Here is a 20,314-nt window from a genome sequence, read left to right as displayed (position 1 = left end):
CCGTTCTATGCGTACTGTTCGGGATGCTGATGGTACTGAATATATTCTTCGAAAGTCTTCAAGCGACGCGTGGCTCGTGTATGATCCGAACGCAAAAACGGAGTCGTATATGCCAGCTGACGAGCTCACAATCGTCTCAGACACGTCTCCGCTCACTGTTGCTGCCTCAACGGTCTCCCCACCTGTTCGTCGGATTCTCTCTGCAACACATAATGACCAATCGCTTGGACTCCTCATCGAACTTGTCGATCGTGGACCGATTTCAGTAATTGATTTATTGAATTCGTATGACTTTTGTGAGAGCGATCTTCACGGTTTACTTTCCGAGTTTCGTGCGGCAGGATTAGTGACAGAAGAAGCGGTACTCGATACACGTGGGTATGCCGCCACAGATATCGCTAGTGACGGTATCTCAATGCTTCGATCGACAGCGCGTGGTGACGAATATCACTCCGATTAGTCGTCTCCAACTTGTACTTGCAATGCTGATAGTGCTGGTTTGTCTGCACGGTTGACTGTCGACCGGTTTGTGGTCGGATTCTTTTCAACGGTTACGAGATCGTCCGCTGCATCGATTAGTTTGTCATCGTGACTTACGATCAAAATCTGGTCGACACCAAATCCACGCATTTCGGACACAAGTTGGACGAGGCGATCGACGTGCCCAGTGTCAAGGAAAACAGTTGGCTCATCAAGTATAAGCGGCGGTGTCGGTGCCGCCCCATCAATCCCTTCTGCAAGCAATCGGTAGATTGCACACCGGAGACTCAGGTTGAACAGCGCACGTTCGCCACCGGAGAGCTGTTCGGGGTCTAATCGCTCCCCATCTTTTTGGAACACGGACAGTTCGTACTCCCCGTCTAATTCAATATGTGAGTATGCATCATTCGCGTAGATCAGATCGAACATCTCGTTCACCATCCGTTCGAGCGTTTCGACGTTCTGTTGACGGAGTGTTGCCCGAATCTCCCCGTACATCGATTCAAGGTCCGAAGTCTCCGATCGGAGCGCACTAAGTGCATCAACCCGCTGTTGTAACTGTGTTTGTTGTTTGTTTAGCGATTCAAGTTGCTCGATCTCTGCGGTAATCTCTCCACGCTCGCTCGTGAGTCGGTCGCGCTTTGTTGTGAGTTGCGTGAGCATCTCGGTAACTTGTTCGAGATACTGCTCTGCATTCGACTTTTGTTCTTTTGCGGATTCAATTGCACGTTCATCAACGGCCTCTTTGAGCGACTCCCGCTCATCGCGTTGCTGCTTGAGCCATTCTCGCCGCTCATCGTTTCGTGATTGTAGCTCAGAACGCTTCTCAGTCAGTCGTTCAATTCTCTCTTCGAGTTCAGTTTGACGCTCCGTAATTTCACTGAGTTCTGTTAGTTGGTCACGTTCAGATTCGATCTCAGATAGCTCGTCAGTGAACGCAGAAATTTCCGCCGTAACCTCCGCATGTTGATCCTGTTTTGTTTGTGCATCTGCAGAGACTGATTCCGCTTGTGAACGATACTCTGCGATCGCGTCTTGTTTTGTGTTGAGTTGGTGTTCCTTCTGTGATCTGCGCTCGGCTAACTCATCAATCCGTTCTGTAAGCAGTGTTATGGTGGTCTCAATCTCGTCAATACGGGATTCGGTTTCGACGAGCTTCTGCGCTTCAGCCAGCTCCGTTGTTAGCGACGAAACCTTCTCTTCGATCGCTGCTTTTTTCCTCTGATATTCTGATAGCCTTTCACGATCATCAGACAAGTCATGCACATGTGGTGAGCCATCGACTGGCTGACCACATTCAGGACATTTTCCCTCCGCAAGCAGATGTTCTGTCTCTTCAATTGCGTCGGTGAGCGACTCAATCGTTGCCGAGAGCTCCGCTTTCCGAGTCGTTTGTTCTTCTTTCTGGGTCTGTATCTCTTTCACATACGACGACGCAGAACCAGAGTCGATCGGTGCAGCATCAAAACGACTGCTGAGTGATTGGCGCTCTGTTTTGAGCGTCTCTAGCCGCTCTTTTTGTTCCTTGATCTGGTCGGTCACCGACTGAATCTCTTCTTGGAGCGTTTCTACCTCTGTTTCTGTTGTCTCTGCACGCTCTGAGAGGTGTGTCGCTTTTTCCGAGAGCGCATTTGCTTGGTTTTTGTACGCAGACTGTTTGATACGCAACTCTTCGCGCTTTTCACGAATTTCATCCAAGTTTTCGGTGAGTTGCTGTTCGTACTCTTCAATGATATTCGCTGTTGGAACTTCTTTTGAGAGTGATTCACGGAGGCGGTCTGCTTGTGCTGACAGCTGTTGGATCTGTGCTCTGTGCTCCGTACTTTGTTCTTTGAGTGTCGACCGTTCGGCTGCAGTTGATTCAATCTGGTTCTGGATGCCGTCGATTGATTCAGTCAACGAGGCAACTCGTTGTTGCTTTTCTTCGTATTCCGAAAGAGTAGATTCGGCAGCATCGCGGGCTTTTTCGGCCTTCTGTTTTTCTCCTTCATAGTTTTCGATACGTGTCGTAACGTCTGATAACTCGTTTTCAACGTTATTGAGCCGCGCGTACGGTTCTGTGTCCTCTTTTGTTTTGATCTGGTTCCTAATATTTTGGAGTGCGCCCTCTGTGTTTCCAAGGACGTCCTCAACGCCAAGCCGTGCCTGTCCTGCACGCGTTCGATACTCCTCAAGAACCCCTAATTGGAGCAGGTCATCGATCATATCCTGACGCTGTTTCGGCGTTGCGTTGATTAGCTTGTTAACATCACCTTGCTGCACATACGCACAATTAATGAATGCTTCTGCGTCCATCCGCAAGAGTTCGGTAACAAATGTCCGAACATCACGTGCACCCTCGATCGTCACATCCGGTCCAGTAAGTACGCATTTACGCGTTGAAACACGTTCGCCCGATCGTTTTAGCTCACGAATGAGTTCATACGTCTCACCTTGATGTGTGAATATGAGGTCGATCTCACATGCCTCTGTGCCATTCGTCACAACATCGTCAAGCGTTCCTTCGAGCGCTTTTGATCCATACAGTGCAAAAAATACCGCTTCAAGTAGCGACGACTTACCGCTTCCGTTCACTCCGTGAATAACAGTTACTCCATCACGAAGATCGATCTCTGCTGTCGCATATGGCTTAAAATTCGTCAGTGAGAGTTTAGTTACCCTCATCGGTACTCCTCCATCGAGGCCTGCCCATCAACGTCTTGCTTTTGTTCTGTTTTTTCCACGTTCCCATTCAATTTCACGCTCCCTTTGTTTTCTTGCTCAGGTTGTTCTCCTGACGCGTCTACCGTGTCTGAGCGGTTTGGATCCGACTCACTGACGCCCATGAAGGCTGAAAGCCCATCGTCAAGCCGATCGGTAATCTGCTCTTTAACGAGCGATCGAACGTTCGAATCGGCAACTTTTGACGCGCGAACCGCTTCGTCAATATCTTGGGCCGCCTCCGAAAGCCCAAGTTCACCGATGCGTGTATCAACAGCGGCATCAGGATCTGCAAATTCAACACCGATTTCTCGTCCCGCGTCCGCTGCTCGGTCTCTGTTATCAGTGACACGAGCGATAAGTGCGCCATGCTCCACCGCATGCGACTCTACATCTGCTGGTGCGATAGGCTCACCCGACCCATCTATACGGACAATCACAACCGCATCTGTAAGCTCATGCTGACTAACCTGCTCTCGAACACGATCGATGCCCTCGTTTTCACCCAATTGAACGTCAACGAACACAAATGTGCGTGTGTCAAGCGTCCGTCTTCGGATATCGACGCCATCAGTTACCGAAATAATGTTGTATCCACGAGGGGCTTCTTCGCTTGCGCTCGCACGCTCTGTCGAACCACAGTATGTTACCCAGGTATCGTCTACTTGCTCAACCCCTGGTGCGTGATTATCACCAAGTAACACTGCATCGAACTCAACAGTGGCTGCTTCGAGGACATGCTCTGTCTCCCAGTCAGCATATGCAAACGGAGTAAACAGCCCGTGGCTCACAAGAATATTGTGTGTCGCTTCGCAGCGATCAAACTGGTACGTTAGGTCATCTCGGCGAGATGGTGGAACGTGATCTAGCCCGTAGAATGCAACGTCATTCACTTGAACCGGTGTTGACCCAAGCCGTGTCGCAAGCCCCAGTCGCTCAAAAAGGTCGAGCCATTGTCCGCTTCGCGTTGATTCGTGGTTACCAACGACAGCAAGAAATGGGATCGCTGCATCATTGAGCCTTCGAAGGACGCTGAGTGTGCCAAGCAGGTCTTGAAGATCTGGTCGTCGATCATGGAATAAGTCTCCTGCATGGATAACTGCATCAACGTCGTCTTCGATCGCAGCAGAAATTACGGCCTCAAATGCAGAGAGAAAGTCCGCTCGTCGTTCCGGCGAGTGGTACTGTCGATACCCAATGTGGGTGTCGCCGGTGTGGATCACCCGTGTCATCTATTCGGGTGTTATCTATCCATGAGTAAAGACGTTCCGTGACTGGAGCGAAAGTGGAGTTAGGATTCGTCAGCTGGTATTCGCCCTGCTAATTGCTCATGGGCCTGCCGTCCATCTGCCGCAAGCTGTGTTCGCTCGTCTGCCGTCGCGGAGTCTACTGCACGCTCCAGTCGAGAAAGGAATGTCTCGTCGATGGGTGTGTCTGTCTGCTCTGCAAGACGGACTGCTTCAGTGATAATAGCCTCATACGGAGGACATTCAATCGTTGTTGCTTTTTGCGCCCGTTTGATGACGTCAACAACCAGTTGATACATTATGGGTTCTGTGAATGCAATAATAAAAAAAGCGCCGGGTGGAGAGAACGGGTAACGTTGTACTGAGTGGTTAGATGCTGAGTGTGTAGAGCCGTTTTCGAGCGTCCGAAAATGAAAACCGCGATTCAACGACATCTTCTTCCTCGAGTCTGCTTAGTGCGTATCTGACAGTGCGCGGCGGAAGTAGCGTTTCTTCAGCCAGTTGGCTCTGTGTAAGGGTTTCGTTATAATCTAGCACTTTTGCAACCAGTTTTGCACTCGGTGGGAGGTCACGCACTGCTTCCCAGCGATCGCCTGTGTCTTCCGTCGCAACTGCTTCTGATACGCTCATTCTCATTTGCACATGTGGGATACTCAGTAATAATACTTCTTATCTCTATTAATTACTATAGGGCATAATGCCGCTTGGTAACTCATAATAAGGTCCGTGACCCGAAGCCTCTTATTCGTCTCCGTCCTATACCCGTCGATGACCGACACTGTGGACGATGTTGATCTCCCATACGACGAGGAGTCGACGTCCCATCAGGAGAAGATCGAGACACTCGAAGATCGTCTCGAGGTTCTTGAGTCGCAAAACGAGGAGATGCGCGACAAACTCCTTGATGCGAACGCCGAGAACAATAAATACCAACAGAAACTCGAACGCCTCACACACGAGAATAAAAAGCTCAAGCAGTCCCCACTGTTCGTCGCAACCGTCCAAGAGCTCAACAGCGACGGTGTGATTATCAAACAGCATGGGAACAATCAGGAAGCGCTCACGGAAGTGACCGCAGAGATGCGTGACGAATTAGAACCGGATGCGCGTGTCGCGGTTAACAACTCACTCTCTATTGTAAAGCGGCTTGATAATGAGACTGACGTGCGCGCTCGCGTGATGCAAGTTGAGCATTCACCGGATGTCACATACGAGGACATTGGTGGACTTGATGAGCAGATGACGGAAGTTCGCGAAACTGTTGAGATGCCACTGAAACACCCTGAGATGTTTGAAGAGGTGGGTATTCAGCCACCATCTGGTGTTCTTCTGTACGGGCCGCCGGGAACCGGGAAAACAATGCTTGCAAAAGCAGTTGCAAATCAGACAGATGCATCCTTTATAAAAATGGCTGGCTCAGAGCTGGTTCACAAATTCATTGGTGAGGGTGCAAAACTCGTTCGTGACCTGTTCGAGGTTGCACGAGATAACGAGCCGGCTGTAATATTCATTGATGAGATCGATGCGATCGCATCCAAACGAACTGACTCAAAAACCTCTGGCGATGCAGAGGTTCAGCGGACGATGATGCAGTTGCTTTCGGAGATGGACGGGTTCGATGAGCGCGGCGAAATCCGAATTATCGCTGCAACGAACCGCTTCGATATGCTCGATCCCGCAATTCTCCGTCCGGGACGTTTCGATCGACTCATTGAGGTTCCAAAACCGAACGCAACGGGCCGCGAACTGATCTTCCAGATTCACACCCGCAACATGAACGTTGCAGACGACGTGAATTTCGAAGAGCTTGCAGAGCTCGCAACTGACGCCTCCGGTGCGGATATTAAAGCGATCTGTACTGAAGCAGGAATGTTCGCTATCCGTGACGATCGCACAGAGATCTACATGGGTGACTTCATTGACGCGTGGGAGAAAATTAACATCGAAGACGACGACACCGGCGACTCGCTCGCGTTCGCCTGAAACGCCCTTTTTGACCGGTGGCTTCCGGTTTATGTTATAACGCTGTAAACAGTAGATACGGCAGTATAAAAAGCGCCACAAAGATTATTGTAAGCAATAGTAGATATCCGATGCTAACGGCTCCGATCGTATACCACGACCCGTGTTCATATGTTAATGGACGCATCTGTCTAATACAGCATTGTGGTTCGTACATAGCTTTTGCTCTCGATTGGCTCCGATCGAAACGTCTATCGAACGATTCAATCTATCAGACACAAACACCACAGCATGGGCACACCGATTTCTGATAGACACGATCAGACGCTTGAAGTGATCGATCGACTGTATGATGCATATCCTGACACCACAATCTCGCTTCGGTTTTCAAATCGTCTGGAACTGCTTATCGCTGTCATGCTCTCTGCACAGTGTACTGACGAGCGAGTGAACAAGGTCACAAAAGAACTGTTCAAACAGTATCAGAGTGCGGATGAGTTCGCAAACGCCGAGCAAGACGAGCTTGCGGATGCCATCTCTTCGATCACCTACTACAATAACAAAGCCAAATATATCCGATCTGCCTGTACTGACATCATTGAGAAGCACGACGGAAATGTTCCAGACACAATGAACGAACTCACCGATCTTGCAGGCGTCGGCCGCAAGACCGCAAATGTCGTGCTTCAACACGGCCATCAAATCGTTGAAGGGATCGTTGTCGATACACATGTCCAACGAATCTCGCGACGATTAGGGATCACCGAGGAACAGTACCCAGAACAGATTGAACAGGATCTGATGCCGATCGTCCCTGAAGAGGACTGGCAGTGGTTTACACATCTGATGATTAGTCACGGGCGAGCAACATGCACCGCGCTTAATCCGGATTGCAAGAGCTGTAGGCTCGAAGACATCTGTCCATCTTCAAAGAGTGATCATGATGTTGACCTTGCAAGCGGTGACACGTGGTAACTAGAGCACGTACCCGATTACGTACCGATAAAGGCCGGTAAGCCACGCAGCAAACCAGAAGAACACGTAGCCGAAGACACCAACACGGAGCCGCATTCGCCAGTGACCCATGTTTTCATGTAGTTCGTCGATATCGACATGTGGGTCCGGATTATGGTAGAGGTCTGCTTCTCGCTTTGCTTGGAAGATTCGAACAATTCCAGTGAGTGCAAACAACAACAACGCATACGCCTGAAGACCAAGCACTGCGTGGAGACCAGTAATCCCGCTCAACTGGTCCACAAGCCGCGGGATCATCCATGTGACCATCGGAACTGTCGTCAGCGTCAGTCCGACAACAATGTATTTCAGATGGTGGATAAGGATCGCCCACGTAACCGTTTCTGCATCAATCATGATCCACGCACCCTTGAGATAGAATGGGAGGCTCAGTGTAACCATGATTGCTACGATGGTTGCAGTCGTCGCATCGTCAAGCATTAGATGCTACTTAGGACGACGCTTGGGTAAAGGGTCCGAATCACTGCGATACCGTCATGCTAAGGACGCTTGAGTACGTATACTCACCAATGAGTAACGCCTCTGACGAGCAGTCAACGGAAGAGACGCTCGACCCACCAGTAGATGCTGATGATTCGCAATCGAGCGATGAAGAGCTTGAGGCGCTTCGACAAGCGGTCGAAGAGAAGTACGACTTCGATGACTTTCGGCCCGCAGACATGGCCGAAATGACCCCAGAAGAGTGGGATGCAGTCTTCGATGCGGACTCCTGGGTTACAGGCGCTGAACTGCTTGATCGAGTAGAGATGGACCTCAAATCCCGTATCGCAACCCGAGATGTATTCGCTGTGCTTGAACGTGTTGTTCAAGATGGCGAAGAGACGATCGTCGCCTATTCGGATGAAGGCTACGCAACAGTGTATCCTGATGGAAGTGTGGAGGGGCGTGGAACGATACTGCGGGATGTTAAACCAACAGTGGCGCTCTGTTCGATGGATGATTACACGCCACAGGTTCCACCTGAAGATTACGAGCTTCCATCACCGGATGATGTAGCTGAACAAAGTGGTGAGCTTGGAAATCTTATGTTGCAGATCATCGCTTTTGGACAGCTCTTTGCGGGAGTTGGGTTATTGGCGGTTTGGCTCCTCCCTGGATTTATTGCACGAGATAATATTGTTGCACCAATTGTTGGTGCGATATTCGTTGTTATCGCTTTGTTTTTATTCACTGTTGTCGCAAATGCACGCCTCTCCGATCGGTTCCGTTCCGAACAGTATCGGAATCGACTTCGCGCAGTCCAGATCGAAGGTGGTGAGCGTCCCGAAAATCTTCCGATTGAAACCCCAACTGAGCAGGAGAAAACCAACGAGTAGCAATGCGTCGATATCGCGTGACTGAATGGCCTTACTCGCGCGTATTCGGTCGGTGATAGTCGGTGGGTTTAAGAACGTCCCATTCTGACCATTAGCTGTATGAAACGGCGGGAGTTTATGCGTACAGCCGGTGGGTCTGCCGCCGCCGCAACGGCCGTTGCCGCAGGAAGTGGCACGGCTGCCGCTCAGGAAGAAGAGCCCGACTGGGGCGGCTTCCTTGACGGCATTGACGGTGGCTATGAGGACGCCCGTGGACAGGATGAAGTGACTGTGGAAGTTGGCGCATCTGGGAACGATGGCAACCTTGCATATAGCCCAGCTGGTCTTTGGATCGATCCTGGTACCACAGTGGTCTTTGAGTGGACAGGACAAGGAGGCGAGCACAACGTTGTTGCACGAAGTGGCCCTGCTGACCTCGACAGCGAGTTGCTTGAAGCAGAGGGTGAAACATACGAGCACACATTCGAAGAAGAAGGTATCACAGAATATGTTTGCACGCCACACGAAAACCTTGGAATGGTTGGTGCCGTCGCTGTTGGCGATGTCGATACTGTAGAAGTAACAGCAGGCGGTGGTGCATGGCCAGAGAATATGGCTGATATTGGTGTTCCGCTCCAGAAGCACTTCCTTGGGATTATTACCTTCCTTGCAATTGGAATGAGCCTCGTGTTCACCTTCTACGTGCTCAAATATGGTGAATCGCCGAACACTGGGAGGGGACAGTAATGTCTTCTTCAGGAAGTACATACGGTGACATCCATCGATATGAGCCTGCACGTGAAGATACTGCAGCAGCAATTGCGATCGTCCTCTTGACAATCATTGAGGTCATTTTTGTCTTTATTTTCATTTATGGCTTTATGGAAGGATGGGGGCTCACAGAGTTCGGTAATCAATTCCTTGGTGGAGTTCTTGCGATCATATTCATTGATCTTGGGTTCATTCTTGCACTCTACCGCAAGGAGTTCCTTCCAGATGTGATGATTGTGAAGAAGCGCCGACGCAAGTGGGAAGACATCTACATTGAGGAAGACCAAGTTGATGGTGCCCAAGTTGGTGCGGATCAGGCATGGGATACGGTCAAGCGAGCGATCTATCCATACTACAAACGGTGACCTACGATGAGTTTAGAAAAAAAAGACGACTTCGATCATAACGCGTGGCTCAAAGAGCGCGATTTAACGCTGATCGAGACAACATTCCTCACGACGCTTATCTATCTTGATCGTCGTCTACGGATTGTTGACTACCTCGAGATTCTGGAGACAATGTACTATCGAATCAATCTCCAGATGCCGAAGAGCCACACAGAACAGTACAATCTTGATAACAAATTCTGGTACTGGTACCCGCTGTATTCGCTTGGATTCTTTTCGATCCTCGCATACATCATTGCGGCAGTCAGTGGCGCACTACTTGGATTCTACTATTCCCCATCGACAGAGGGTGACCCAAGTGCGGCGTATAATTCCATCATTGCGATCTCACAGGACCTCAACTTCGGAGCGTATCTACGGAGCCTCCACCGATGGTCTGCGCAGTTCATGACCGCTGCGGTCTTCTTGCACATGGTCCGTGTGTACTTCACTGGATCGTACAAAGAGCCGCGTGAACTCAACTGGATCCTTGGAATTATTTTGATCAGTCTTACACTGGTCTTCGGATACACTGGCTATCTGCTCCCATGGAACCAGCTTGCATTCTGGGCCGCTCAGATCGGCGTCGAGATGTCGCTTGCAGTTCCAATTGTCGGTGAATGGGGTGCACAGCTACTCTTCGGTGGGTTCACATTAGGAGAGGCAACGATTGTGAGAATGTACATCCTGCACGTGTTCATCTTACCATTTGTGGTGACTGCACTGATTGCACTCCACGTTGGTATTGTCTGGATGCAGGGAATCGCGGAGCCACACTGATACTATGAGCGATAACGAATCAGACAATTCAAACGCAAACGAAATTCGAACCGACGGCACGGGCATCGTCGCACCTGACGATGAAACACCGACATGGTCGGAGCGAAAAGCACGAAAGACGGGCTTGTCACGAGTCACGTACGAGTACTTCGAGCGTGCCCGCCGTGAAGACCAAGACCTACGCACAGAATCCGACTATGTCGAACGTGACGTGCTTGGATTCCCAACATGGCCACACGAAGTCATTCGGAACCTTGCGATCGCCATGTTCTTCAGTGGAATTATATTGCTCGTCTCTGCGGCACTCCCACCACACCTTGGTGACGCAGCCAACCCAAGTCAGACGCCGGAGATTATCCTTCCTGACTGGTATCTGTACTGGTCATTCGGGCTGCTCCACTTGGACCCAGTCAACCCAGAGCTAGCTGTGCTTGGTGGCGAGAAGATCATGTCGGATGAGCTGTACGGCGTACTCGCAAACGTTGTCGTCGTCGGCATCGTTGCAGTTGTCCCGTTCCTTAACAAGGGAAGCGCTCGCCGACCAGTTGAACAGCCATTCTGGGCTGCAGTTGGTGTCGCAGGTGTTGTGTTCTCGCTAACGATCGCAGCACTCGCAATTCAGAATTTGATCCCAATGCCCTTGGACCTCCTGTTGAATCTGGTGTTCGTCCTTCCACTTGTGAGCGGGTTCATCACGTATGCAGCGCTGAAAACAATGCGCGAAGGATACACCTACGATCTCAACCGCCGATACTACCGGCTCCGCCCACCAAAGTAACGCCGGGGCAGTTAGTATTGTTGAATTAGCAGCCTTTTTTTAACCCGTACGATCACACAAGATATCTCGTTGGATAAATATAGCCACGGCACGAATGTTGGGGTATGAGTGGTGCTGATACGGAGAAACCCAAATCAACCGGGCGTGGACGGAGAGATATTGTGGTCCCAATGCGGTTGTACAAAACAATCACCGTCTTTTCGACGATGATTGCGGCCTTTTCTATTGTTGCTGGGTTCTTTTTCCTTGATGCGGCAACACTGCAAGTCAGTATCTTCAGAGCAATATTAGAGCTGTTCTTTGCATCGATCGGCTTCCCACTTTCGCAAGATGTGTTAAGTGGAATCCTCGCAACGATTGGAATAATCATCATTGCGCTTGGGACAGGTGTATTTGTCCTCGGAACCCGGTTCCGCACAGAAGGGATGGGAAAGTCTCAAGAGGACTCCGACGAAGAGTCTACTAATGGCTGATGAGTTCATCAAAGGGTTCGGAATTATGTCAACGGCCGGCCTCGCGTGGATTACGCTCGCTGCATGGTATCAAACGCCGTCGTTCTACGATGTCCAGCTGATCGCGCCCCCACCAGAGCCTGAAACGCTATTTGACGCAATGGGTATCTTCCTCATTGATGTATTCCTGTGGACAACCATTCTCGGGATGCTCGCATTTTGGGTACTTATTCCGCTTGGACGAGAAATTGCAACGAGCGTCGAAGAGCGTCGAAACGCCAACTAAACAGACTGATTGTTGAGCAGCTATTTGTAGACCTTGCTTCCGAAGGGCTTTGTATCAACCATTCCCTATATTGTGTATGGATGAGAACCCCGGACTGAGCGACCAGTACCGGAAAGCAAGCCCGTGGCCGATCTTTATTGCACTCGGACTGCCAGTCTCTGAGATCGGACTTGTGTTCGACATTTTTCCACTTGCGGTTGGGGGGCTACTGCTCTTCTGTGGCTGTATCGCAGGAATCCTACTTGAATCGAACTATGCGAAGACACTGTGGGGACCAGTTCTCACGATGATCGCCATTCTGGTTGCCTTCGGTGCTGCGTTGCTGGTCGCAGATGGATATACAGAGATTGGATTAGTCACGCGCGCGTACGCTGTATTTGCATCGGCAATAATCATGAGTGCAGGGCTTGTTGCAGGTAAATTATTTGTTCCAAAGCAACAGGCATCGGTGTAGCGACGAACCAATAATCTATTTGTGCTCGACTCGTAAGCGAAGTATATGGCAACGAAAATCTTCGACAAAGATACCATACTTGACCTAACGGTTAATTTTGTCCCGCTTGGGATCTTGGCCGTATTTATTGGCATCTTTGTATTCGCCGATCCGTGGGGATTTGACCTGCGAGCATCGCTCCCAATGTACCTCATCATGTTTTCAATGGTGATTAGTCTCGGTATTCTCACATACATTTCCGGAAAGGCGATCGCCGGTGATGAAAAGAAGGCCGAAGTCTACTCACAAGGGCAAGCATTTCTCGATGGTGCGGAGCCAATTGATCCTCACGGACACGGTGAAAACAGCGAAGAGACAGACGAACACGAATCGAAGACTGATCCCGAAAACGAAGAACACTGATTGCGCGGGATTCGATTACTTAAATTACACCAGCAAACACTTGATTTTGACGTTTAAATTCCAATCAAATACTGTATGGAATTTATCTATCAACGGTGGTGATTTATAATACTTCCACGACGGACATGCAAGCGTTCTTTAGGGAGTATCCCTGAGAGGTATTCATGGAGATTAACGCCCAGATCGCACTAACGGTTTTCATGGGGGTTCTCCTCGTGGCCGTGGCTGCGTGGCTGACCCGCATCGAGGATTGGCGGTCCTACTCTTCGACTGCTGGAGGCGTGGTTAGTCAAGGAGAACGATCCGAATATATCGAACAAGAAAAGCCGGCCGGGCTCATTCGCTGGCTGACAACAGTTGATCACAAAGATATCGGTATTTTGTACGGCATCTATGGCCTTACCGCATTTGCAGTTGGTGGCTTGATGGTCGTTTTAATGCGTGTCGAACTTGCAACGCCAAGTACAACGCTCGTAGGACCTGCGTTGTATAACTCATTGATGACGAGCCATGGAATCACGATGTTGTTCCTTTTCGGAACACCAATTATCGCTGCATTCTCTAACTACCTCATACCGCTCATCATCGGAGCGGACGACATGGCATTCCCACGGATCAATGCCATTGCATTCTGGTTGCTTCCACCGTCTGCACTAATGATTTGGGCAGGGTTCTTCGCTGGCCCACTCGGTCTTGGGTTTGAAGCGCCACAGACCGCATGGACTCTATATACGCCACTTTCAACTGGTTCCGCTGGTGGAAGCTTGGATCCAGCAGGTGGTGCCGGTATCGATCTCATGCTTCTTGGGCTTCACCTCTCGGGTGTTGCAGCAACCATGGGTGCAATCAATTTTATCGCGACAATCTTCACCCAGCGTGATGAGAACGTTACATGGGCAAACCTCGACATCTTCTCATGGACGATTCTCACACAATCGGGCCTGATTCTGTTCGCATTCCCACTCCTTGGTAGTGCACTACTGATGCTGCTCGCCGATCGAAACTTTGGAACATCGTTCTTCCTTGCAGACGGTGGGAATTTGCTCTGGCAGCACCTGTTTTGGTTCTTCGGCCATCCAGAAGTGTACATTCTCGTATTGCCGATGATGGGTATTGTCAGCTATGTCCTCCCGCGATTTGCAGGGCGCAAACTGTTCGGTTTCAAATTTGTTGTGTACTCCACGCTCGCGATTGGTGTCCTTTCGTTTGGTGTTTGGGCACACCACATGTTCGCGACTGGGATGGACCCACGTCTTCGAGCATCCTTCATGGCAGTCTCAATGGCGATCGCAATCCCATCGGCTGTGAAGACGTTTAATTGGATTACGACGCTTTGGAACGGCCGAATTCGACTCACTACACCAATGCTGTTCTGTATCGGATTTGTCTCGAACTTCATTATTGGTGGTGTGACCGGTGTCTTCCTTGCGTCGATCCCTGTTGATCTTGTGCTTCACGACACCTACTACGTTGTTGGGCACTTCCACTACATCGTGATGGGTGCAATTGCGTTCGCTGGCTTTGCTGGAATCTACTACTGGTTCCCACTCGTTACCGGGCGAATGTACCAAGCAACGCTTGGTAAAGCGCACTTCTGGCTATCGTTTATTGGAACGAACATCACGTTCTTTGCAATGATCCTGCTCGGATACGGTGGTATGCCACGGCGGTACGCAACCTACCTTCCGCAGTTCACCAGCCTCAATGTTATCGCCACTGTTGGTGCGATGATCCTCTTCGTCGGACAGATCATCTTTGTCTGGAACTTGGTCAACTCGTGGTATGCCGGCAAGCGCGTTGAATCTGGAGACCCATGGGACCTCAAACGCGACGGCGTTCACACTGTTGAGTGGCAGTGGTTCGATCGGAAGATCGAAACAGCGATCACAGATGGTGGCGAGGAAGAGCAAAACGCAGTGACTGACGGCGGCGAGCCGATCGACAAGTCAGAAAACAACTAACACGTAACTGCGTCTATTGTCTGTGAGATAGACCTAATTTTCAATTGGAACTGACCTCAGATGACGAGGACGATTCCAGTAATAAACATCATAATTGCGATACCTGCAAGGACGAGGCCAAGGAGGTCACGGTCTTCCATACTCGGGCTATGCGTCCCATCTTGAAATTCACATCGGTTACAGTGACTGCGCTATATTGAACCCGAAACGGCTATTGGCCGATATTGAATAGTGTCTAGTGTGTCTGAACGCTCGTTAAGTGGCCCACGGTTGATTATCATCATTTATCTTGGTGTTGTTGCGTTTGCTGGCCTCACTGGGTTCTTATTGCCACGAATTGTGTCTGATGTTACAGAGCCCCGCCTGTTCTTTCTGATAGAGCTCCCAGCAACGTCAGTGGGGCTTGCAGTGTATGGTGCGGTAACGATTGCGGTAGTGCTTGGAGTATTGTTGTGGCTTGTTACATATGTCTCAGAACATATTGACGACGCTGAGCCAGGGCAGAATCGCTGAGTAACGTCAGAATCAATACTCCTCGTATCTAACCTGATTAAATATGTACCAAATTGTTGTTGGTGTTGACCAGTCCGAAGACTCGGGTACAAGCCTCGGAAAAGCAATAGTGTCGCTTCCAATCGATACTGCGGATGTAAATATCACCGTTCTCCATTGTTTTGAGGATAATCCAAGCGGTGCATCGGCGACACAGATTGGCAGCGTCCGTCGGCTGACTGAGCAGTTGAATGATGCAGGAATAGGCTATACTGTCCGAGAAGACAGTGGTAATCCAAGCGATGCAATCTTGTCATTAGCAGCAGATGTGGATGCAGACCTTCTTGTGATTGGTGGACGAAAGCGCTCCCCGACAGGAAAGGCGCTCTTCGGAAGCGTTACCCAAAGCGTCATCCTTGAGTCGGATCGCCCAATCACAGTTGTGAAAACATAACCCATCGCTGTTGTTCTCGGAGTCGATAATTGCATCCTGTATATTTATGTCGTGCACGCGATGAGAGGTAGGTATGGCTGAGGGGGTTGTTATTGCAATTGCGGGCGCAAAAGGCGGTGTCGGAAAAACGACGACTGCAGTAAATCTCGGTGTTGCGCTAGCGCAAGCTGGTGAACGAGTTGCTGTTCTTGAGTTTGACCTTGCAATGGCAAACATTGTCGACTTTTTAGATATTGAGCCAACACAGACAATGCACACTGTTCTTTCAGGCACTGCGTCTGTGACGGATGCAGTTCATCGTCTGGACTCAGGAGTCGATATACTTCCCGCTGGAACCGCACTTGAAGATTTTAATGCAGTCAATGTTGCGACGATCGCCCCCGTTGTGCGGACACTAAAACCGTCGTATGATTTTGTGATTTTAGATACCGCCGCAGGGGTGAGTCCCGAAACGATCTACCCGCTTCGACTTGCTGATGAAGTGCTTGTTGTTTCGACCCCACGTGTTGCGGCCGTCCGTGATACAAAGAAAACGATCGCCCTTGCAGAGAGAGTAAATGGCACCGTTGCAGGAGTCATATTTAATCGATGTGGAACTGGGCATGCACCACCACCAGAACGGTTGGCCGCGTTTCTCGAGACCGACCTAGTTGGTGCAGTTCCTAATGATTCGGCGGTCCCAGAAGCACAAGATCGAGGAGAGCCCGTTGTTACGTACCGACCAAAATCGGATGCTGCAACGGAATTTTTCTCAATTGCAGATTCGCTCATTTTCTCTCACCAGTCAACGGACGCAAACACACCTGGTGCGATCGGAACCGGCGGAATCGGCGACCTTACAAATGCAGAACAGATTGCAGATGCAGCGGAAGCAGCCGACCCGGGAGACACCGCATTAAAAACAGATGATGATCCCGACGATGGGTTTCAGTTCGTCACAGATTCCTGACACCAGGTTTTGTACCCAGTGTTCGGTAGGGAAATCTGTTGGCCGTAGCATTCGGTTATTTTTGGCTAACGATTCGGTCTTCGTCGTCCCACTCTCTTGCCCGTAGTTCGTATTTTTGTATTTTCCCTGTTGCGGTGGTTGGGAGCGCTTCAACGAATTCGATCGCTTTTGGAACCTTGTAGCTTGCAATTCGATCGCGACAGAATGCAATCAGTTCTTCAGCCGTTGTCGCTGGATTGTTTGGATCTCCATTCTGTGGAACGACGAACGCCTTGGGTGATTCGCCCCATTTTTCCGATGGTGCGGGGATGACGGCAACGTCACCGACTGCCTCATGCTCAAACAGCGTGTCCTCTAGCTCAATCGATGAAATATTCTCACCACCCGAAATGATGATATCTTTTTTTCGATCCTGAATAGCGATGAATCCATTCTCGTCAACAACACCAAGATCACCCATGTGGTAGTAGCCATCAATCCGTTCGGAGAATGCTTCTTTTGTGGCCGTTGGTTTCTCCCAGTAACCGTCCATCACTTGGTTTCCTCGAACGACAACTTCACCGATCGTTTGTCCATCTGGCTCGACGTCGTGTCCATCTTCATCAACAACTCTGACGTCGGTCCCGAGGTAGCCTATTCCCTGCGTCTTCTTTATTACAAACCGGTTTGATGAATCTCCGTCCAGATACCGACGGGCATCCGACGTGGTAACGAGTGGACCAGTCTCTGTTGCCCCGTACACATGTTTGAGATACCAGCCGAACTCCTCTTCAACCGTCCGAATTGTTGCCTCTGGGGGTGCAGCACCCGCAGTAGCAGCACGAATCGGTCGATCGGCTGTGGGCTCAATCTCGTGATTTTTGTAATGCTCTTGAAGCATATTCAACACTGTTGGTGCAGCGCACATGTACGATACAGCCTCTTCGTGAATGGCATTGAAGATATCAGCTGCATCAATCCCCCGTGTACAGATATGTTTTGCTCCCATTCCTGTAATTGCATAAATATGGCCCCAACCGTTGACGTGGAACATTGGTAGTGTCCACAGATACACATCATCGTCTCGGATCTCTTGGTGGATAGTAATCAGGTACGCATGAAGTGTCTCCGTACGGTGTGTTCGACAGACTCCCTTTGGGTCACCTGTTGTCCCTGAGGTATAGTTGATCGTAATAATCTCATCTTCAGCCATTGCTGGCCGATCGTATACCCTTGATTCATCAATGAGTGAGTCAAACGAGAGCCATTCACCATCGACAGCATCTACATCGTTTGTAATAAAAATCTCAGTTGGAATCTCATCACGGACTGTTTCAATGGTTTCGGCATAGTCAGAATCGGCGTATATCGCTTTCACTCCCGCATCAGCGAGAATGTACGCAAAATCATCAGCAACGAGCCGGTAGTTCAGTGGCGTATGAACCGCGCCAAGCTGCATTGAACCATATGCTGCCTCAAGGTGATAATGTGTGTTTGGGTCAAGCACTGCAACGCGATCGCCTTTTGCAATACCTCGAGTTTGGAGGGCTGCGGAGAATCCGTCTGCACGATCGCCAAGTTCGGTGTATGTAAAACGCTCACCAGTGGTCGCCACGACCGCCTCTTGTTCAGCATAATGACGCCGAGCTCTGTCTAAAAAGTCAGTGACCAGCAGAGGTTTTTCCATACTCTATAATCATACTATATTATTAATTAACGTTTTGACAGTGTCGGATTCTGCGAATCATAATCACTTACTATTGTGGGTACTTGCACAGTATAATGTCGACAACGCAGATCAAAGATCCTGTGCATGGATATATTGAGCTCGATCAGGATCTGATGGATCTTATTGTAGATACACGGCCGTTCCAGCGGCTTCGGTACGTTCGACAGCTATCGGCAACACACCTCGTCTATCCTGGCGCAAACCACACCCGTTTCGAGCACAGTCTTGGAGTGTATCATCTTGCTCGAACCGTTCTGCAGAACCTTCGATCGGAACCGTACTTTCCACGAGAGATGGATGCACATGAGTTAGATAGGATCCAACGAACTCTCGAATGTGCGGCATTATTACACGATATTGGCCATCCACCATTCTCCCATATTTCAGAGCACCTGTTAGACACCACTGCACTCACAACACAACTTCAGTCACATGGGCTTGCAGACGCTTTTGATGCTGCAGGTGTCACGCCATCACCGATCGAGGAGAGTGCACCGCATGAACTGCTTAGCTGTCTCATCGTCTTAGAACGCTATCAAAATGAGCTTCGATCAATGGGTGTTGACCCTCTCGATGTCTGTGCACATATCTTAGGCTACAGTCTCGAGTATGAACGGGGTGGAGAGTGGCAGTATGGTGTTGCGGCGCAAATCCTGCACTCCCCGATTGATGTTGATAGGCTTGATTACATCACTCGAGATAACCAGATGACCGGCGCAGATGTGTTGAGTTTTGACACCGAACGGATGTTGGATTCCTACACCTCGCATCCTGATACCGGATTGGCGCTTTCAGATAAGGCACTGAGTACAATCGGGAACTATCTTGAAAGCCGGATTGCGATCTATATGTGGGTCACACAGCATCACAAATCAGTGTACGCAAACGTTTTGCTCGGAGAACTGTTAAAACGACTTCAAACACATGCACAGGAGCCAGTGTTGACGATCGATCGCGTCCTCGAGGATGGAGCAGACGATAGCACATTATTGTATGAGCTCCATGCCGCTGCAAATGAATCGGCTGGTGTGCTTTCGGATCTGTATGATCGATTCCGGTCTCGAACGTTTCCGAAAACCTGTTGGAAACATCGGATTGCGTATGCCGACCGAGTGGATGCGCCACTCTCCGAATTTAGTAGCTGGCTCATCGCAAATCGAGAGCAGTTGAAACACCAACTCGCGGAAAGACTGTCTGTACCACCACATGAGGTTTGGATCGAGCGATCATACGTACCCGCATATGAACCACAGGAGCTGAAAGATATCCCGATCGCATACGGTGGGACAACCCGATCTGTCGGTGATTGGGGCCTATATGGAGATCGATCGTTTGACAGCCCAATCCCGTTCGTCTTTGTCCCACATGGGCATCACAAAACGGCTGTCAAAACACTCACAGAGTGGTTTCATGCAGATAACTAGTCTCATATCGTATGCAGTATATACGCACACAGTACGACCCCTATCACTATACTCACACAAATATCAATATGTTGAAAAGAATAAAGAGCAACGCGGCCAAACGAGCAGTTATGTCCCTTTCGGAGTACACTGGGCAGACACCACCGGGGTTTGACACGCATACACGAATACAGCGGATCAATCCACATCAGCTGTGGGATCGCCGAGGGAACACTACCGAGTCCTGTATCAATTGCCAGTCTGAAATCCGCCTTTCAGAACGACATCTTATTGCTCGGTTGAGCCAATCGCCGTCAGG

General features: G+C 49.9%; 23 protein-coding genes. 17 read left to right on the top strand and 6 right to left on the bottom strand.

Annotation, left to right across the window (positions count from 1 at the left end; translation table 11 throughout):
* Nucleotides 1–7 precede the first annotated feature (7 nt).
* Nucleotides 8–460: a DUF7346 family protein gene (locus AArcSt2_RS00500; protein WP_250582200.1), complete on the top strand. Its 453-nt coding sequence runs from the start codon at nucleotides 8–10 to the stop codon at nucleotides 458–460.
* Here the strand turns inward: AArcSt2_RS00500 and rad50 are convergent.
* The 4 genes from rad50 to AArcSt2_RS00480 all read right to left on the bottom strand — a co-directional run bounded on the left by rad50 (nucleotide 457) and on the right by AArcSt2_RS00480 (nucleotide 5,057).
* Nucleotides 457–3,144, bottom strand: coding sequence for a DNA double-strand break repair ATPase Rad50 (gene rad50, locus AArcSt2_RS00495; protein WP_250582197.1), 2,688 nt, complete (start codon nucleotides 3,142–3,144; stop codon nucleotides 457–459). The genes AArcSt2_RS00500 and rad50 overlap by 4 nt on opposite strands.
* Nucleotides 3,141–4,412, bottom strand: a complete 1,272-nt coding sequence (mre11, locus tag AArcSt2_RS00490; protein ID WP_302927989.1) for a DNA double-strand break repair protein Mre11 — start codon at nucleotides 4,410–4,412, stop codon at nucleotides 3,141–3,143. The genes rad50 and mre11 overlap by 4 nt, the downstream gene beginning before the upstream one ends.
* A gap of 59 nt (nucleotides 4,413–4,471) precedes the next feature.
* Nucleotides 4,472–4,726 (bottom strand): hypothetical protein, encoded by a 255-nt coding sequence (locus AArcSt2_RS00485; RefSeq protein ID WP_250582195.1) that lies wholly within the window; start codon nucleotides 4,724–4,726, stop codon nucleotides 4,472–4,474.
* 70 nt (nucleotides 4,727–4,796) lie between these two features.
* The gene (locus AArcSt2_RS00480; RefSeq protein WP_174653040.1) at nucleotides 4,797–5,057 is read right to left on the bottom strand and encodes a MarR family transcriptional regulator; all 261 of its coding nucleotides are present in this window, start codon (nucleotides 5,055–5,057) and stop codon (nucleotides 4,797–4,799) included.
* Between the two features lie 138 nt (nucleotides 5,058–5,195).
* Between AArcSt2_RS00480 and pan1 the strand changes: the two genes are divergently transcribed.
* A complete protein-coding gene (gene pan1, locus AArcSt2_RS00475; RefSeq protein WP_250582193.1) occupies nucleotides 5,196–6,410 on the top strand; it encodes a proteasome-activating nucleotidase Pan1 in 1,215 nt (404 codons plus the stop codon).
* 270 nt (nucleotides 6,411–6,680) lie between these two features.
* On the top strand, nucleotides 6,681–7,364 hold the full coding sequence (gene nth / locus AArcSt2_RS00470; RefSeq protein ID WP_250582191.1) for an endonuclease III: 684 nt from the start codon (nucleotides 6,681–6,683) through the stop codon (nucleotides 7,362–7,364).
* Here nth and AArcSt2_RS00465 read toward each other — a convergent pair whose 3' ends face one another.
* Entirely contained in the window at nucleotides 7,365–7,844 is a 480-nt protein-coding gene (locus AArcSt2_RS00465; protein WP_174653043.1) for a DUF7321 family protein, read from the bottom strand.
* Nucleotides 7,845–7,933: 89 nt separating this feature from the next.
* Between AArcSt2_RS00465 and AArcSt2_RS00460 the strand changes: the two genes are divergently transcribed.
* From AArcSt2_RS00460 to AArcSt2_RS00400, 13 genes are all read left to right on the top strand, one after another.
* Nucleotides 7,934–8,740 carry a DUF7319 domain-containing protein gene (locus AArcSt2_RS00460; protein WP_174653044.1) on the top strand — a complete coding sequence of 269 codons (807 nt, stop codon included), beginning with the start codon at nucleotides 7,934–7,936 and terminating at the stop codon, nucleotides 8,738–8,740.
* 99 nt (nucleotides 8,741–8,839) lie between these two features.
* Nucleotides 8,840–9,466 (top strand): halocyanin domain-containing protein, encoded by a 627-nt coding sequence (locus tag AArcSt2_RS00455; RefSeq protein WP_174653045.1) that lies wholly within the window; start codon nucleotides 8,840–8,842, stop codon nucleotides 9,464–9,466.
* Nucleotides 9,466–9,855: a DUF7318 family protein gene (locus tag AArcSt2_RS00450; RefSeq protein ID WP_174653046.1), complete on the top strand. Its 390-nt coding sequence runs from the start codon at nucleotides 9,466–9,468 to the stop codon at nucleotides 9,853–9,855. The genes AArcSt2_RS00455 and AArcSt2_RS00450 overlap by 1 nt, the downstream gene beginning before the upstream one ends.
* A 6-nt stretch (nucleotides 9,856–9,861) precedes the next feature.
* A complete protein-coding gene (locus AArcSt2_RS00445) occupies nucleotides 9,862–10,656 on the top strand; it encodes a cytochrome b (protein ID WP_174653047.1) in 795 nt (264 codons plus the stop codon).
* A gap of 4 nt (nucleotides 10,657–10,660) precedes the next feature.
* Nucleotides 10,661–11,434 carry a cytochrome b family protein gene (locus AArcSt2_RS00440; RefSeq protein WP_250582189.1) on the top strand — a complete coding sequence of 258 codons (774 nt, stop codon included), beginning with the start codon at nucleotides 10,661–10,663 and terminating at the stop codon, nucleotides 11,432–11,434.
* A gap of 104 nt (nucleotides 11,435–11,538) precedes the next feature.
* Nucleotides 11,539–11,907 (top strand): DUF7315 family membrane protein, encoded by a 369-nt coding sequence (locus AArcSt2_RS00435; protein ID WP_250582187.1) that lies wholly within the window; start codon nucleotides 11,539–11,541, stop codon nucleotides 11,905–11,907.
* Nucleotides 11,900–12,172, top strand: a complete 273-nt coding sequence (locus AArcSt2_RS00430) for a DUF7314 family protein (RefSeq protein WP_174653050.1) — start codon at nucleotides 11,900–11,902, stop codon at nucleotides 12,170–12,172. The genes AArcSt2_RS00435 and AArcSt2_RS00430 overlap by 8 nt, the downstream gene beginning before the upstream one ends.
* A gap of 76 nt (nucleotides 12,173–12,248) precedes the next feature.
* Complete coding sequence (locus tag AArcSt2_RS00425) at nucleotides 12,249–12,626, top strand: DUF7541 family protein (protein ID WP_250582185.1); 378 nt, start codon at nucleotides 12,249–12,251, stop codon at nucleotides 12,624–12,626.
* A 45-nt stretch (nucleotides 12,627–12,671) separates the two neighbouring features.
* Nucleotides 12,672–13,028 (top strand): DUF6684 family protein, encoded by a 357-nt coding sequence (locus tag AArcSt2_RS00420; RefSeq protein ID WP_174653052.1) that lies wholly within the window; start codon nucleotides 12,672–12,674, stop codon nucleotides 13,026–13,028.
* A 200-nt stretch (nucleotides 13,029–13,228) separates the two neighbouring features.
* Nucleotides 13,229–14,989: a cytochrome c oxidase subunit I gene (gene ctaD, locus AArcSt2_RS00415; RefSeq protein ID WP_174654565.1), complete on the top strand. Its 1,761-nt coding sequence runs from the start codon at nucleotides 13,229–13,231 to the stop codon at nucleotides 14,987–14,989.
* 240 nt (nucleotides 14,990–15,229) lie between these two features.
* A complete protein-coding gene (locus tag AArcSt2_RS00410; protein WP_174653053.1) occupies nucleotides 15,230–15,502 on the top strand; it encodes a DUF7520 family protein in 273 nt (90 codons plus the stop codon).
* Between the two features lie 43 nt (nucleotides 15,503–15,545).
* Nucleotides 15,546–15,935 carry a universal stress protein gene (locus AArcSt2_RS00405; RefSeq protein ID WP_250582183.1) on the top strand — a complete coding sequence of 130 codons (390 nt, stop codon included), beginning with the start codon at nucleotides 15,546–15,548 and terminating at the stop codon, nucleotides 15,933–15,935.
* 73 nt (nucleotides 15,936–16,008) lie between these two features.
* Nucleotides 16,009–16,884, top strand: coding sequence for a MinD/ParA family ATP-binding protein (locus tag AArcSt2_RS00400; RefSeq protein WP_250582182.1), 876 nt, complete (start codon nucleotides 16,009–16,011; stop codon nucleotides 16,882–16,884).
* A gap of 55 nt (nucleotides 16,885–16,939) precedes the next feature.
* Here the strand turns inward: AArcSt2_RS00400 and AArcSt2_RS00395 are convergent, their stop codons facing one another.
* Nucleotides 16,940–18,550, bottom strand: coding sequence for a long-chain-fatty-acid--CoA ligase (locus tag AArcSt2_RS00395; RefSeq protein WP_250582180.1), 1,611 nt, complete (start codon nucleotides 18,548–18,550; stop codon nucleotides 16,940–16,942).
* A gap of 95 nt (nucleotides 18,551–18,645) precedes the next feature.
* Between AArcSt2_RS00395 and AArcSt2_RS00390 the strand changes: the two genes are divergently transcribed.
* Complete coding sequence (locus tag AArcSt2_RS00390; protein WP_174653057.1) at nucleotides 18,646–20,016, top strand: HD domain-containing protein; 1,371 nt, start codon at nucleotides 18,646–18,648, stop codon at nucleotides 20,014–20,016.
* The last annotated feature ends 298 nt before the right edge of the window (nucleotides 20,017–20,314 follow it).

It is taken from the genome of Natronocalculus amylovorans (genome assembly GCF_023638035.1).
Lineage (GTDB): Archaea > Halobacteriota > Halobacteria > Halobacteriales > Haloferacaceae > Natronocalculus > Natronocalculus amylovorans.
Note: the sequence above shows the minus strand (reverse complement) of the source record. Positions and strands in the feature narration are given on the sequence as shown.

What these genes read in the sequence shown, in the direction of transcription:
- AArcSt2_RS00395 (WP_250582180.1), bottom strand. Translation starts at nt 18,550, where the DNA reads ATGGAAAAACCTCTGCTGGTCACTGACTTTTTAGACAGAGCTCGGCGT.
- nth (WP_250582191.1), top strand. Translation starts at nt 6,681, where the DNA reads ATGGGCACACCGATTTCTGATAGACACGATCAGACGCTTGAAGTGATC.
- AArcSt2_RS00450 (WP_174653046.1), top strand. Translation starts at nt 9,466, where the DNA reads ATGTCTTCTTCAGGAAGTACATACGGTGACATCCATCGATATGAGCCT.
- ctaD (WP_174654565.1), top strand. Translation starts at nt 13,229, where the DNA reads ATGGGGGTTCTCCTCGTGGCCGTGGCTGCGTGGCTGACCCGCATCGAG.
- AArcSt2_RS00465 (WP_174653043.1), bottom strand. Translation starts at nt 7,844, where the DNA reads ATGCTTGACGATGCGACGACTGCAACCATCGTAGCAATCATGGTTACA.
- AArcSt2_RS00420 (WP_174653052.1), top strand. Translation starts at nt 12,672, where the DNA reads ATGGCAACGAAAATCTTCGACAAAGATACCATACTTGACCTAACGGTT.
- AArcSt2_RS00440 (WP_250582189.1), top strand. Translation starts at nt 10,661, where the DNA reads ATGAGCGATAACGAATCAGACAATTCAAACGCAAACGAAATTCGAACC.
- mre11 (WP_302927989.1), bottom strand. Translation starts at nt 4,412, where the DNA reads ATGACACGGGTGATCCACACCGGCGACACCCACATTGGGTATCGACAG.
- AArcSt2_RS00435 (WP_250582187.1), top strand. Translation starts at nt 11,539, where the DNA reads ATGAGTGGTGCTGATACGGAGAAACCCAAATCAACCGGGCGTGGACGG.
- rad50 (WP_250582197.1), bottom strand. Translation starts at nt 3,144, where the DNA reads ATGAGGGTAACTAAACTCTCACTGACGAATTTTAAGCCATATGCGACA.
- AArcSt2_RS00460 (WP_174653044.1), top strand. Translation starts at nt 7,934, where the DNA reads ATGAGTAACGCCTCTGACGAGCAGTCAACGGAAGAGACGCTCGACCCA.
- AArcSt2_RS00445 (WP_174653047.1), top strand. Translation starts at nt 9,862, where the DNA reads ATGAGTTTAGAAAAAAAAGACGACTTCGATCATAACGCGTGGCTCAAA.
- AArcSt2_RS00500 (WP_250582200.1), top strand. Translation starts at nt 8, where the DNA reads ATGCGTACTGTTCGGGATGCTGATGGTACTGAATATATTCTTCGAAAG.
- pan1 (WP_250582193.1), top strand. Translation starts at nt 5,196, where the DNA reads ATGACCGACACTGTGGACGATGTTGATCTCCCATACGACGAGGAGTCG.
- AArcSt2_RS00480 (WP_174653040.1), bottom strand. Translation starts at nt 5,057, where the DNA reads ATGAGCGTATCAGAAGCAGTTGCGACGGAAGACACAGGCGATCGCTGG.
- AArcSt2_RS00425 (WP_250582185.1), top strand. Translation starts at nt 12,249, where the DNA reads ATGGATGAGAACCCCGGACTGAGCGACCAGTACCGGAAAGCAAGCCCG.
- AArcSt2_RS00455 (WP_174653045.1), top strand. Translation starts at nt 8,840, where the DNA reads ATGAAACGGCGGGAGTTTATGCGTACAGCCGGTGGGTCTGCCGCCGCC.
- AArcSt2_RS00430 (WP_174653050.1), top strand. Translation starts at nt 11,900, where the DNA reads ATGGCTGATGAGTTCATCAAAGGGTTCGGAATTATGTCAACGGCCGGC.
- AArcSt2_RS00390 (WP_174653057.1), top strand. Translation starts at nt 18,646, where the DNA reads ATGTCGACAACGCAGATCAAAGATCCTGTGCATGGATATATTGAGCTC.
- AArcSt2_RS00405 (WP_250582183.1), top strand. Translation starts at nt 15,546, where the DNA reads ATGTACCAAATTGTTGTTGGTGTTGACCAGTCCGAAGACTCGGGTACA.
- AArcSt2_RS00400 (WP_250582182.1), top strand. Translation starts at nt 16,009, where the DNA reads ATGGCTGAGGGGGTTGTTATTGCAATTGCGGGCGCAAAAGGCGGTGTC.
- AArcSt2_RS00485 (WP_250582195.1), bottom strand. Translation starts at nt 4,726, where the DNA reads ATGTATCAACTGGTTGTTGACGTCATCAAACGGGCGCAAAAAGCAACA.